The organism is Exiguobacterium abrahamii, from assembly GCF_015645365.1.
GTDB classification, from domain to species: Bacteria; Bacillota; Bacilli; order Exiguobacteriales; family Exiguobacteriaceae; genus Exiguobacterium_A; species Exiguobacterium_A abrahamii.
Window position 1 is genome coordinate 128,440 of record NZ_JADOYC010000003.1, and the last position, 13,457, is coordinate 141,896.

Annotated in this window: 10 protein-coding genes; 3 read left to right on the forward strand and 7 right to left on the reverse strand. The window is 45.3% G+C overall.

Annotation, left to right across the window (positions count from 1 at the left end):
• Window positions 1–244: 244 nt before the first annotated feature.
• The 6 genes from ITJ88_RS11910 to ITJ88_RS11935 form a co-directional block, all read right to left on the reverse strand.
• Window positions 245–2,602, reverse strand: a complete 2,358-nt coding sequence (locus ITJ88_RS11910) for a carbohydrate binding domain-containing protein (protein ID WP_195865800.1) — start codon at window positions 2,600–2,602, stop codon at window positions 245–247.
• 61 nt (window positions 2,603–2,663) lie between these two features.
• Complete coding sequence (locus tag ITJ88_RS11915; RefSeq protein ID WP_195865801.1) at window positions 2,664–4,010, reverse strand: GH1 family beta-glucosidase; 1,347 nt, start codon at window positions 4,008–4,010, stop codon at window positions 2,664–2,666.
• A 23-nt stretch (window positions 4,011–4,033) separates the two neighbouring features.
• Window positions 4,034–4,957 (reverse strand): carbohydrate ABC transporter permease, encoded by a 924-nt coding sequence (locus ITJ88_RS11920; RefSeq protein WP_081637442.1) that lies wholly within the window; start codon window positions 4,955–4,957, stop codon window positions 4,034–4,036.
• A gap of 3 nt (window positions 4,958–4,960) precedes the next feature.
• Entirely contained in the window at window positions 4,961–5,857 is an 897-nt protein-coding gene (locus ITJ88_RS11925) for a carbohydrate ABC transporter permease (protein WP_195865802.1), read from the reverse strand.
• Between the two features lie 60 nt (window positions 5,858–5,917).
• The gene (locus ITJ88_RS11930; protein WP_058703541.1) at window positions 5,918–7,225 is read right to left on the reverse strand and encodes an ABC transporter substrate-binding protein; all 1,308 of its coding nucleotides are present in this window, start codon (window positions 7,223–7,225) and stop codon (window positions 5,918–5,920) included.
• A 204-nt stretch (window positions 7,226–7,429) separates the two neighbouring features.
• Window positions 7,430–8,443, reverse strand: a complete 1,014-nt coding sequence (locus ITJ88_RS11935) for a LacI family DNA-binding transcriptional regulator (protein ID WP_195865803.1) — start codon at window positions 8,441–8,443, stop codon at window positions 7,430–7,432.
• A gap of 219 nt (window positions 8,444–8,662) precedes the next feature.
• Here ITJ88_RS11935 and ITJ88_RS11940 point away from each other — a divergent pair, with 219 nt between their 5' ends.
• Window positions 8,663–9,091, forward strand: coding sequence for a VOC family protein (locus tag ITJ88_RS11940; RefSeq protein WP_195865804.1), 429 nt, complete (start codon window positions 8,663–8,665; stop codon window positions 9,089–9,091).
• Window positions 9,092–9,146: 55 nt separating this feature from the next.
• Here the strand turns inward: ITJ88_RS11940 and ITJ88_RS11945 are convergent, their stop codons facing one another.
• Window positions 9,147–10,001 (reverse strand): P-loop NTPase family protein, encoded by an 855-nt coding sequence (locus ITJ88_RS11945; protein ID WP_195865805.1) that lies wholly within the window; start codon window positions 9,999–10,001, stop codon window positions 9,147–9,149.
• 131 nt (window positions 10,002–10,132) lie between these two features.
• On the opposite strand from ITJ88_RS11945, the gene ITJ88_RS11950 reads away from it, so the two are divergent.
• A complete protein-coding gene (locus ITJ88_RS11950; protein WP_195865806.1) occupies window positions 10,133–11,443 on the forward strand; it encodes a DUF262 domain-containing protein in 1,311 nt (436 codons plus the stop codon).
• On the forward strand, window positions 11,430–13,277 hold the full coding sequence (locus ITJ88_RS11955; RefSeq protein WP_230088837.1) for a DUF262 domain-containing protein: 1,848 nt from the start codon (window positions 11,430–11,432) through the stop codon (window positions 13,275–13,277). Before ITJ88_RS11950 ends, ITJ88_RS11955 begins: the two co-directional genes overlap by 14 nt.
• Window positions 13,278–13,457: the final 180 nt, after the last annotated feature.

Here is a 13,457-nt window from a genome sequence, read left to right on the forward strand (position 1 = left end):
GCTAACTCATCAGTCAGTCTATACAAAAGATAAGGGTGACAGAATGATGATCTGCCACCCTTATCTCGTAAAAAAATGACACGTTACACGCCACTCCTACAGGAAAAAGCGCATTATGCGCTGTCAGAGACAAACAAGACCCGCTTTCCTGCTTGGATGAAGCAGGAAAACTGGCTTGTGTCTCGCCTGAGGAAAGGGCGTGCAACGATGAGTCATTCTTTTTTGAGTCAAATCCTTGTTTCGGTCATTCCTTCACTTTAAGATTCACATCATCAATCGTCACGTCATGGGCGGCGAACGGCGAACCTTCCGCGCGTCCCATCAAGAACTTCAACGCCCCTGTATCGGCTTGTCCCATTGTAAAGGTATAGCTGTACATTTTCGGTGTTGTCGTGATTGGCTCGACTTGACTGAAGTAACGCGTGTACGAAGCATTTTCGACTGTTACTTCGATTGGACGCGGTACAGTCGACGATGCCGTGAAGCTCAATTCATATGTTTTGCCTTTCGCGAGTGACAAGTTTCCTTGCTCGAGTAAGACACTCCATGGTTCTTGTCCTTCCGCTCCGATCTTTATGCGTGCTGCTTCATTGACAGCTTCGATAGCGGCTTGCGCATCATAGTGGACGTATGACGACCACGACGTTAATCCGTTTGCGAACGAACCGTTCTTCAGTGGTGACGGATCAACCGGCACCGGCGTCACATCGATCAACTCCACATCATCGAGCGAGATTTTCCCGGCTTGTCCACTGAAGTCAAACACAAGCTGATTGTCGTCTGCCGTTTGTGTAGCTGTGAACGGAATGTCGACAGTCGTTGCTTGTTTCGTCAACGGTACAGTCGTCTGTTTCAATTGCTCCTGTGCCCCGGTGATCTTCACCTGAAGTGATTTCGCTTTTTTCGCACCTGCTGTGAATCGAAGCTGATACGCATGCCCGGCTTCCAGTTGAAGTCCCTTTTGCGTTAAGCGTGCCGTCGTTTTTTGACCATGTCCTTCATAACGGAAATCACGTGACTCGGGATCAACAGACCCTGTCGTCCGTTTACTACCGTCGAAGTGCCAATACGTCAAACGATCCATCGCCCCTTGATCGAACGTTCCGTTGTAGACGAGGTTCCCGTCCGGTAGTGCCGGTTTCGTTGCATCTTCATCGATGACGCCGCGCGGAATCTGCTCGACACGGACGTTCCCGATCTGGACACCCGCTTTTTCAAGTCCGAGGTTGAACTCCAGACGCGCTGCGAGATCTGTCTCTGCCGCCATATCGAACGTGAACGTATGTCGTTTGACGCTTGGTGTCAGAGCAATCGACTGTTCATTCGAATATTTCGTGTAACCACGCTCTGCTCCACCACCGACTTTGACCATCATCTTCCGGTCTGCTGTGCTGCTCGCGTCAAAGCTGACTTGGTAACGTCCACCTTGCGCAAGGGATACGTTTTGAATCAGTTGGTGAGAATACGTCTGTGAACCAGGCTGATCAATCGTGACGTCTGCCATCCGTTGCCCCTCTTTTTCAATGATCGCAAGGCTTCCTTTGCCACCGAAGTCTGGGAGCGTGACGTAGTTCCAGTACAGCGGATCAAACGACTGATTCCCGGTGATCATCGTGATCGGTTTTTCAAACGCTGTGTCGTAAACGAGGTTGCCGTCGATCGGTTGTTTGGCTCCGTCCGGTAATGTCACGTTTTCGTAGGTCGGTTCGACCGGTTCGCGGTACGCTCGATTTTTTAAGTCGTAGACCCGGACGTAGTCGACTTCCATCTCGGCTGGAAACTTCGTTGTCGCATCGACCTCTCCATCGAACCAACCACCAACCGCGAGATTCATAACGAGATAGAAGTTTTGGTCGAACGGTGCCGGATAACTATAGTTCGTTGCCGCGTTCAAGCCTTTGCTGTACCAATCGTTTTGTGTTTGATAGAGATTGCCGTCGACGTACCAGCGGAGTTCGCCCGGCTCCCACTCGACCGCGTACGTATGCCATTGGTCGATTCGCTGTCCGTCTGGGAAGTGATAGTCTTTCCCCGTATACTTATTGTTTGGCCAGTTCTCCCCGTAGTGAATCGTTCCAGCGACCTTGTCCGGCTGACTGCCCCAAGCTTCCATGACGTCAATCTCACCGGACGCTGCCCACGCCCCGTACTTATCTTGCTCCGGTAACATCCAGAACGCAGGCCAAAGCCCTTTTCCAGTCGGCAGCTTCGCTTTGATCTCATAACGACCGTACGTCTTACTGAACAACCCTTTCGTCTTCAGCTTCGCCGACGTGTAATCGTATGTACCGAGATCATCCGTCGTCTTTTCCTGCTTCGCCTTGATGACGAGTTTCCCGTTGCGAATAAACGAGTTGTCCTGCTTCGTCGTGTAGTATTGTTTTTCATTGTTGCCCCAACCTGGTGAGACCGGTTGTCCGTTCGCATCCTTGATCCAGTTTCCCGTATCATACGTCCATTTCGTCCGGTCGAGTTGTTTTGCCTGAAACTCATCCGACCAGACGAGTTTCCACTTCGTCTCTTTTTTGTCTGCCTTCGCGTCGACCGCTTGACCGCTCAGCAATAAACCGGTCCCGACCGCCAGTGCTACCCATGTCTTCATGTCTGTTTCCTCCTCTTAGTCAAAAAGAGGCAAGGACGAATGTTCGACCTTGCCTCCTTTGTCACGCTTCTTGCGGAATCGTTGCCTTATGTTGCTCGATGACGCCCGCATACCAGTGGGCGCTGTCTTTCCAAATCCGTTCCTGTGTCTCGAAATCGACATAGAGAATCCCGAAGCGCTTATCGTAGCCGAAGCTCCACTCGAAGTTGTCGAGCAGTGACCAAAGATAATAGCCTTGGATGTTCATCCCTTCTTCGTTTAAATCAGACACAGCTTGCAGGTGTTGTGCGACGTAATCAATCCGGTTCTGATCAGCGACGCGACCGTCGATCAATTCGTCGTCGAATGCCGCACCGTTTTCTGTAATATAGATCGGTAAATCCGTATACTCAGCACGCAAACGACGAATCAAGTCCTTGAATTCGCTCGGTGCGATATCCCAGCCCATGCCTGTCTTGTCATAATCCGAGTACGCATCCTTCTGCAGGAAATCGTTCGCAGCACTGAACTCGACGAGGTTGCGGCTATAGAAGTTGATCCCGAAGAAGTCACACGGGACGGAGATTGTCTCCATGTCGCCTTCCTCGATGAAGGCGTACGAATGGACGTATTTCGAGAACAGGTTCATCATATCGACTGGATACTGACCTTTGAAGACTGGATCGAGGAACCACCGATTCGCGTATCCGTCTGCATTGTTCATGGCCAGCTGATCGTTGACGGAATTCGTCTTCGCATACTTCGGTGCCAAGTTCAACGTGATACCGATCGGTGTGACCGATTTGAACTCACCCTTCAACAGCTCGACTGCTTTTCCGTGTGATAACAACAAGTGGTGCACGGCACGAACGGCTTCGTTCATATCCGTATGACCCGGTGCATGTTGTCCGAGATGATAGCTGAGGAACCCGGCACACCACGGTTCATTGTGTGTGATCCACGAGTCGACGATCCCGTCGAGCTCCGTGAAACACGCGCGGGCGAAGTCAAGGAACCAGTCGACCGATGCTCGGTTGACCCAGCCGCCTTCTTCATGTGCCCACAGTGGTAAGTCCCAGTGGTACAGCGTCACGGCTGGCTTGATGCCTTCAGCCCGCAGACGTGTCGCGAGTTTCTTGTAAAACGCCATCCCTTCCGGATTGTAGACCCCTTTTTGCGGGAAGATCCGTGGCCAGGCAATCGAGAAGCGGTACGTGTCGACGCCGAGACGTTTAATGTGCTGAATGTCTTCTTCATAACGGTGGTAATGGTCACAAGCGACATCACCGTTATGTTTTCCGAAGACTTTTCCGTCCTCATCACAAAAGGCATCCCAGATCGAAGGTGTACGTCCGCCTTCGTTGTGGGCTCCTTCGATTTGATACGACGACGTCGCCGTTCCGAATACGAAGTTCGGTGCAAATTTCATATGTGTAATCTCCTTTAAGCTACTTATTCTTTAACGGCACCTGCCGAGATACTGCTGACGATATATTTCGAGAGGAACAAGAAGGCGATCATGATCGGCACGACAGAAATCGCGATCCCGAGATAGAGCGAGCCTAAGTTCTCTGCGACTTGTGATCCTTTCAAGAAGCCCATCAAGACCGGTAACGTATACTTCTCTGGGGAGAAGAGTAAGACGAGCGGCATGATGTAGTTGTTCCATGAACCGATGAACGTAAAGATCGACATCGTCGCGATCGCCGGCATCATCATCGGTAAAGCGATCGTATGGAAGATCCGGAACTCACTCGCTCCGTCCATCCGTGCTGCCTCGATCAGACTTGGATGTAGGACGGTCTGGACATACTGCCGAACGAAGAAGACCGTGAACGGACTCGCGATCGCTGGAACAATCAACGGGATATAGCTATCAAGCAACCCGAGATTCTTGCTTAATTCGTAGAATCCGATCAAACCGAGTTGACCCGGAACCATCATCATGACGAGCATGAAGACGAACATCGCGTTCTTCCCTTTGAACTGATAGAAAGCGAATCCGAATGCTGTCAACGCCGAGAAATACCCCGACAAGACGGTGACGAGGACAGCGATGATCAAGCTGTTCTTGAAACCGGACCAGATGTTGACGTACGAACTGAGTGCGGCGTAGTTCTCAGCAAGCGAGTTCCCCGGAATCAACGAGAACCCGGACAAGACTTCTTCGTTCGAGCGCGTCGCGTTGATGATCATCATCAAAAACGGAATGATACAGGCGATCGTTAAGACGACGAGACCAATATAGATAACACTTTTGCCGAACCAGGCTTTCTTTTGTTTCGGTGGTGGCGTCAACTTGAGCGGGCGTTCGGAACGCTCCGGTTGTTCCTCCGTTTGTGGCACGATCCGACGTGCTTCTGCATTTCGTTCCATCGGTCAGGCTCCTTTCGGCGAACGTTCTTTTCGGAACATCCCTTTGAAGACGATGATTGAAAAGACGAGCGTGATGGCAAACAGTCCGTATGCGACAGCAGCGGCGTAGCCATAGTTGTTGTATTTGAAAGCTTGGTTATAGAGATAGAGCACCATCGTGTTCAAGGCACCATCTGGCGCACCGACACCATCCGTAATCAACATCGGGAGGTCGAACAATTGCAGACCACCAATCAACGACGTGATCATGATGTAGAGCAAAATCGGTTTTAAGAGTGGCAACGTGATGCGTGAGAAGATTTGCCAACGTGTTGCTCCATCAATCAAGGCTGCTTCGAAGTAGTCCTTCGAGATCCCGGATACCCCCGCCATGACGACGATGAACGAGTGACCGAGCCACATCCATGTCAGGATGAGCGAGACGGAGATTTGTGCGGTCACCGGTTGCGTCAACCAGTTGATCGGCTCCGAGATGATTCCGATTTTCAGCAACATCATGTTCAGTGAACCATGCTGCCAGTCGAGCAAGATGCCGAACAATAAAGCGACCGAGCTGATCGTGATCAAGTTCGGTAAGTAGAACGTCGCCCGGAAGAAGGCAAGTCCTTTTAGTTTCAACTGGAGATCCGAGAACAATAAGGCGAGTAGTAAAGCGCCGCCGATCTGAAGGATGAAGTTCAGCCCCCAAATCTTCAGAGTGTTAAAGAACGCTTCGATGAAGTACGTATCCCCGAGTAACCGCGTATAGTTCGCGAGTCCGACGAGTTGTTCGCCTTCAGCGCCCGTGTAGTTCGTAAAGCTGTAATAGAAAGTCAAGGCAACCGGATAGATGCTGAAGATCAAGAAGACAATCCAGAACGGTGCGATGAACAGATACCCATGGCGATCAAGTTTTTTCACAGGTCAAACCCCTTTCTTAAACAAGAAGAGGTGAGGCGAGGATCGCCCCACCTACTCTCCTTATTCCGGTACTTTGACGTCCGGATACGCGTTTTTGACTTTTTTGTAGAATTCAGCAAGTGCTTCGTCTTTTGATTTTTTACCTTGGACGTATTCCATGACCGATGCACCGTACAATGTATCGAGCTGTTGGTCATATTTCGTGACGATCCCTGGAGTAATCTTGTCTGCTTGATCAAGGAAGAACTCATAGTTGTTCTGTCCGCCGAGGAACTCATCTTTGAAGTCGGTCTTGATTTTTTCAGTAACTGGTTTGTACGCTAACACGTCACCTGTTTCTTTTGCCCAATCTGTTAAGAATGCTTCGTCTTGCGTCATCATCTTGACGAAATCATAGGCAAGCTTTTGTTTCTTCGAATCTTTGTAGACACCTAACCACGTACCACCCCAGAAGTATGGGCTCGGTCCGCTTGTGACCGCCCAGTCACCCGCTGATTTTTTCGCGTTTTCTTTGAGGACGCTGTGAAGACCCCATGTCGGGAGAACATAAGAGAATACTTCTGTTTCCGTCTCTTTACCATTTTCTTTAACTTTGACCGGTTTATCCATGCCTGCGAACCATGATGGTGACCATTCTGGTGCAAGTGCTGTGTATTGTTTCGTCCGAAGTTCTTTTGCGTAATCCATGTAATCCTTCTTGTCTTGCGTCAAGACGAGCTCTTGCTTATCGTTGACCCAAGGTTGTGGGTCATTCCCTTGTGCGAACCAACGGATCGATCCTTCATCTGGGAACATCTTGTAGCCTTTACTCTTCATTTTTTCAGCGACTTCGAAGACGCCGTCCATCGAGTCCATCATGCCGCCGATTTCTTTTGGATCATCTGTGCCGAGGACTTTTTTCGCGATGCTGCGTTTGTAGTAGACGCCACCTGGTGTCGTTTGCCATGACAGCGCACGCACGTTACCGTCCTTATCTTTCCCCATGTCATAGACGTACGGGATATAGTCATCTTTGACTTCGTCTGCGTTAAACGGTTTTTCAGAGAGGTTCGCCCAGTAGCCGGCATCAACCCATTGTTTGAGGAACGCAATCTCACCTGTGAAGATATCCGGTGCTCCGACGCCACTTTCAAGTGCTGGTTTCAACTTCGTCGGGTAGTCGGCGATCGGTACGATCGTCAATTCGACTTTGACACCGTTCTTCTCTTCGAACTTTTTGATTGGCTCTTTCAACTCATCTGTGAACGACCAGATTTTTAAGACGTCTTTCCCGCCGCTCGTCTTTTCTTCGCTGCTACCTGAACATCCAGCAAGGACGCTTGCTGTTAACGCACCGACTGTTAACACGCTAACTAATTGCTTCTTCATCTCATCTCATCCTTTTGTTAAGTATTCCGCTTATAGGTAAGCGGTTTCAATTTGTTATTCAAAAATATCGAAAGCGCTTTCGAAAAGGCTTTAAAGAAAATTCCCGAAAGCCCTTTCGGAAAAAGTGATAAAAAATGATTTCGAAATCGCTCTCGCTTTTCCTCACTGACAACGAGCGAGAGCGATTCCGAAACAACCATTGTGTTATTCAGGTACTGGACCTGTCGATTGACGAACCATCAAGTTAACCGGGATGACATCGCGTGTCGTGACCCGTTTTTTATTGACGATCTGTTCAATCAAGACTGATGCTGCGTGCTGACCGATCGTTTCCGTATCTTGCCGGACTGTCGTCAGCTTCGGTGTGATGTACTGCGCCATGTAGATATCATCGTACCCAACGACTGAGATGTCTTCCGGAATCCGTAACCCGGCTTCATGAATCGCCTCAATCGCACCGATTGCCATTTCATCCCCAGCAACAAAGACTGCTGTCGGTCGTTCAGGTAATGCCAGCAACTCGTTCATTGCCCGCTTTCCTTCTTCCCCGGAAAAGAATCCGCCGTTGACGAGATAACCGCCCGGAATCGGCAAATCAAGTTTTTCCATCGCTTGCTGATAGCCTTCAATCCGCGCTCTTCCGGCATCTGTCGACGTATCCCCTGCAATGTGGGCAATCAACCGATGACCAAGTTCGTGCAAATGATTGACGGCGAGTGTGCCACCGGTGATGTTATCCGAGTAGACGACACTACAATCGGCACTGTCCATGTCGACGACGACGATTGGAATCGTGCTTTGAATCAACTCCTGGACGTGCTGGTCCATCTGATCGGAGCAGATGACGACGATGCCGTCGACTGCCCGGTGTCGGAAATGCTCGAGGTAACTCATATCACGATTGCGTAAGTTCCGCGATGCGAAGATGAGGTCATACCCTTGTTGTTCTGTTGCTTTTCGGAAACTCTCAATGATCGCGTTGAAGAACGGATGCATCATTCCGACGCCATGTGCTTCCGAGAACATGACACCGATCGTCCACGAACGTTTCGTCGAGAGCGACTGGGCGTGCGCGTTCGGTAAGTATCCCATCTCGGCTGCTGCTTGGACGATTTTCGCTTTCGTCTTTTCACTGACATCCGAATAATTATTTAAGGCTTTTGAGACCGTTGTAATTGAAAAACCGGTCATCTTCGCTAAATCATAAATTGTTCCCATGCTACTCACTCCATTTCACCGAAAGCGCTTTCGATAAATTTAGTATACGAAGTCTCTTTGGAAGTTGCAACCTATTTTTTTATAAATATCAGAAAATATGAAAACGTTATCATTAATACTCGATTCACTTCGAAAAGAGTTCGATCTTTCTTTTAATACGAACAAATGTTTGGTATACTAAAAAAAACACACTTCGCTTTTTTAGAGAGGAGCTTTCCCATGCCAATCAATCCGTATCTCGTCTTTAACGGCAACACGCGCGAGGCAATCACGTTCTATGTACGGGTTTTCGGTCAAGAACTACCGGACATCATGGAGTTCGGACCAGGTCCCGGTCCTGATGGTCAGCCCTATCCAGAAGAGATGCAGTCACTTGTTCTCCATGCTGAACTGATCGTTCATGGTACCCGCTTAATGTTCTCAGACGCAATGCCACATGATCCGGTCACGATTGGTCAGAATGTTACCTTGGCACTCCACTTATCTGACGTGGATCTGTTACAGAAGACATTTGATCAACTCGCAAAAGACGGTACCGTCATCATGCCGATCCAAAAGACATTCTGGAGTGAAGCATACGGAATCGTCGAAGATACGTTTGGCGTCCAGTGGCAAGTCAATCATGTAGTGAGTGAAGTGTCGGTGTAATATCACATTTTATATTTACTAAAAGGCGATTCCGTAACTTGGAATCGCCTTTTAGTTAGCTCTCGCTTAAAGAAGTCGAACGCACAGTTGACTGAATCAACTGCTTTAACCAGACTTGTCTTGCTTCTACTGAAAAATCTTCATTTCCGAATACCTCTATTCTAAACGGAAGCATTTCTAACAACTGACGCTCCAGTGCTTTTCGCGCCTGTAAAATCGCAATTGTTCCTTCCACTCCTGATAACGAGCGATTCACACCATATGCTTGCTCTGTGTAATAGGATACGAATCCGTCCGCCCATTCTGTCGGACGCTCTTTTAGTGCTTTACGGAAGCTTTGTTCTACATCCGGTTGATCAACATAAACGAGAACGGGTTGTAACGGTGCGATAATCGTCGCTATGCGTTCAATATACGCTCGCAACGTCGCTTCCGATAGATCGTATTTGATGAGCCCCATCGTCAATGGATTTTGCAAGAAACAGCACTCAAAAACATATGTTGTATCCGTCGTTAACGCTTGAGTGACGAACGCTTCCCACTTCTTAAAGATCAATGACTGATACAACTCGAACGGTAGTTCATAGATATCACGTGCTTGGAGAAATGTAAGCGCTACTTCAGGAACATCCTGTTTTGACTGCCACTGACGATATGATACCAGCACGTAGTCATTGAACACCTCAGCAAATCGTAAGACATCGAGTGAAGCGTATTTACTTTGAAAGTCTATCCATTCATTCATCGTTAAGTAAGCGACACTCTCATAATCTGCAGGATGGTTGAGATCACCTTCGATATGAAGGCGTGTATTGATTTGTTCCTTTTGCAATAGACGAGTTAATGCTTCAGCTGTTGTTGTTTTACCTGAGCCCGGGAGCCCTTCCATTAGATAAAGTTTAGCTTTCATACTGTACACTCCTTAAATCATTTTCGCTTCACTTTTTGATACTTCATCTTTATAGTACATAAAATAATAAAAAAAGAGGTATATATGTAAAAAATAGGTATAATTAAAAGAAAAAATAAAGGAGACTCTTAATGGCCTTACTAACAAACGAGCTAGAAATACTTCCATTACGTGATTTATTCAATATTCCTCTCCGTATTCCTTCGTATCAACGACCTTATAAATGGAGTGCACGCTCAACAAATCTTTTGTTCATCGATACTTATGAAGCATTTCAGAATGATTTAGATGAATATCGTCTGGGGTCTGTCATTCTTCAAAAAGATCATAGTAATACATACAATATCGTTGACGGTCAACAACGACTCACTACCCTTTCGATATTACTTTATTGTCTAGGTGATACAGATCAATCATTATTGCAAGAAGAGTATTCTGAGCTATCTACAAATGCAATACTGACGAATCACAGCATTCTTTCTAGAAAAACGAATGAGTTAAACTCTGATGAACAAGTTCGCTTTAAAAATTATCTTTTAGAAAAATGCACAACCGTTCAAATCGTCACAGATAAGGAACAAGAAGCTTTTCAATTTTTTGATTCTCAAAATTCACGAGGAAAAGCGTTAGCCCCTCATGATCTCCTCAAATCTTATCATCTTCGTGAAATGACAGCCGAAGATGAGTCACAAAAGGTGAATGTCATTAGTCGTTGGGAGGCTGTCAATCAAGAGGATTTGAGTAATCTATTTAAAAACTATTTATATCCGTTAACTCAATGGTATAAAGGAAAACATGGTCTCGGTTATTCCTCGAGTAAAATTGATGCTTTCAAGGGAATTGACACCACGCACGTCTACAATTATGCGTTATACCATAAAGCTAGTAATTTGTTCATAGAACAATTTAATAAAAATGGTCATCATGAACTGCTCGCTTCAAATTCTTTGAATCAGTTCCAACTGACACAACCATTAGTTGCCGGAAAGCGTTTTTTCGACTACATCCTTCATTATGGACAGCTACTAGAACAAATCCAGAAGCTCATTAAACAGTCCTATCCAGAAGACGAAAATCAAATACCACGTAAAGGAACCGGTGATACTTACATCATGCAATTGTTTGAATGCTCCTTGCTATTTTTTGCTGATCGTTTTGGGATTGAAAGCCTGAATAAATCGGTACTCGATTACTTTTATACTTGGAGTTACTCTCTCCGATTAGTCATGAATGCTATCTATCAGGAAACGACTAACAAGTACGCAATAGGTAAGCATGAACGTCTCAACGTGGGACTCGGTATTTTTACGATCATCAGTGAAATGAATACACCGACAGAATTAGATTTATATGTACTAGAGCAACCAGCCGTTGATTTAAACAACAAAAAGAAATACCAAGCAGTGTATAACAAACTTTCTTCCTTGAATGGATGGTGCTAATATGAGCGATAATCTGAAAGTCATACCAGTAGCAAATGTATTCAAAAACACTAATTATTCAGTTCCGATTTATCAGCGGAATTATGCTTGGAACGAACTTCAAATCCTCCAGTTGATTGAGGATATTGATAGTGCCATTCTTGATAATGATGACCAGACATATTTCCTCGGAAACCTAATCGTCAATCAGACCGACAACAACGTCTATGAAGTCATTGACGGTCAACAACGCTTAACGACGTTGTATTTACTTGAACGCTGTCTGAAGTTCTCTTTTTCAAAAGAGGCCCTCCGCTTCGAAGCGCGTGACACATCAAATCGTACACTTGCTTATCTTAGTGATGATAAAGCTTACACATTACCAGAAGAACTAGCTTCCGCTGAAATTTTAAATGGTTATCATATCATTCAAAATTACTTCGAAACGAATCCGATCAATAAAGAAAAATTTGCTAAAAAACTAGAATCCGTCTTTTTGATTCGAGTCCAAGTTCCAAAAAATATTGATTTAAATCATTACTTCGAGATTATGAATACGCGTGGTGAGCAATTAGAACTTCACGAAATCGCAAAAGCAAAATTACTCGAAGTGCTTAAAACCGATCAAGATAAACACGTTGGTGCAATGATTTGGGACACTTGTTCAAATATGAATTCTTACGTACAAATGAATTTTGATCCAAATCACAGAAAGCTTCTCTTCACCCATAATTGGAGTAGTCTCCAATCTAAAATTGAGAGTTTTGATACGATCGTTGATCAAATCGATAACAAAAAGAGTACCTCACAATCTAAAAAACCGTTACTTGCTATTCTAGATAGCAGCAAAACACTGGACACGAAGAGCAAAGAACTTGAAGATGAAAATGAGCGGTTTGAATCAACCATCTCTTTCCCTAATTTCTTACTACAGGTGAATGCTGTCTTAAAGGATCCTAACTCAAATGCTAGTTTAGATGATAAACACTTTCTCCAAACTTTAGAGTGGTCTTGGAACAGTCCTGACAACGCCAAACGTTTTTTATTTACTTTGTTGAAATGTCGTGTCTTGTATGACAAGTACATTGTAAAACGTGAATTTGTCAAAGATTATAAAGAAACAGGTAAGTGGTCTTTGCAACGGTTAGAAAAGTACCGGGATACAAAAAGAAATAGTGATAAACCAGCGTACGTTGGAACACTGAAACGTGAAAAGCAGAACCAAAAATTAAGAACACTTCAATCTTGTTTGCGTATCACCTACACTTCTCCAAAAACCATGCACTGGATATCACTAGTCCTTTCTGAATTACTAAATGATGAATCAACGAATCTCATTAAATTACTAGAGCAGTACTGTTGTAAGAAAGTCAGCGAATCTAATTATGAGACGAAATCAGGGTTTGAAATAGAACGAATCGTTTTTTCTTATCTAGATTATTTAATCTTCCGTGATGGCTACTCATATAAGAACAAACAACTCGTATCTCCATTAAATGATGACTGGCAGTTCCAGTTCAGAAATTCTATCGAGCACTTCTTTCCACAACATCCAATTGACGGAATGAAATGGGATAACCGTGATTTGCATAGCTTAGGTAACCTAGCGTTAATAACGATTTCCGGAAACTCGAAATTCTCGAATTTATCTCCGCTCAGTAAAATCGACTCTTATCCAAATCTAATTAAACAGAGTCTAAAATTAGCGATTATGCAGACCATAACGATATCTAGTGAAGAGAAGTGGACGACAGAAAAAGCAAATGAGCATCAAATGGAGATGACGACTATTTTGAATAAAGATTTAGCGAAATATGCTAGTGTATCATCTTCAATATTGCAGACAACACCCTAAACGTATAATTAGAAGGCTCTAGAAGCATGTTCGACATCGCTTCCAGAGCCTTCTTTTTTTATTCACAAACTATATTTTAGTTAGTAATCTTTTGATTTCATAATCTAACTAAATTCCATTCATTTTATATATTCACTCAAATAATTCGATTTTCATGTAGATAAATTGATTGTTTTTAAT

What these genes read in the sequence shown, in the direction of transcription:
- ITJ88_RS11950 (WP_195865806.1), top strand. Translation starts at nt 10,133, where the DNA reads ATGGCCTTACTAACAAACGAGCTAGAAATACTTCCATTACGTGATTTA.
- ITJ88_RS11940 (WP_195865804.1), top strand. Translation starts at nt 8,663, where the DNA reads ATGCCAATCAATCCGTATCTCGTCTTTAACGGCAACACGCGCGAGGCA.
- ITJ88_RS11930 (WP_058703541.1), bottom strand. Translation starts at nt 7,225, where the DNA reads ATGAAGAAGCAATTAGTTAGCGTGTTAACAGTCGGTGCGTTAACAGCA.
- ITJ88_RS11935 (WP_195865803.1), bottom strand. Translation starts at nt 8,443, where the DNA reads ATGGGAACAATTTATGATTTAGCGAAGATGACCGGTTTTTCAATTACA.
- ITJ88_RS11920 (WP_081637442.1), bottom strand. Translation starts at nt 4,957, where the DNA reads ATGGAACGAAATGCAGAAGCACGTCGGATCGTGCCACAAACGGAGGAA.
- ITJ88_RS11915 (WP_195865801.1), bottom strand. Translation starts at nt 4,010, where the DNA reads ATGAAATTTGCACCGAACTTCGTATTCGGAACGGCGACGTCGTCGTAT.
- ITJ88_RS11955 (WP_230088837.1), top strand. Translation starts at nt 11,430, where the DNA reads ATGGATGGTGCTAATATGAGCGATAATCTGAAAGTCATACCAGTAGCA.
- ITJ88_RS11945 (WP_195865805.1), bottom strand. Translation starts at nt 10,001, where the DNA reads ATGAAAGCTAAACTTTATCTAATGGAAGGGCTCCCGGGCTCAGGTAAA.
- ITJ88_RS11910 (WP_195865800.1), bottom strand. Translation starts at nt 2,602, where the DNA reads ATGAAGACATGGGTAGCACTGGCGGTCGGGACCGGTTTATTGCTGAGC.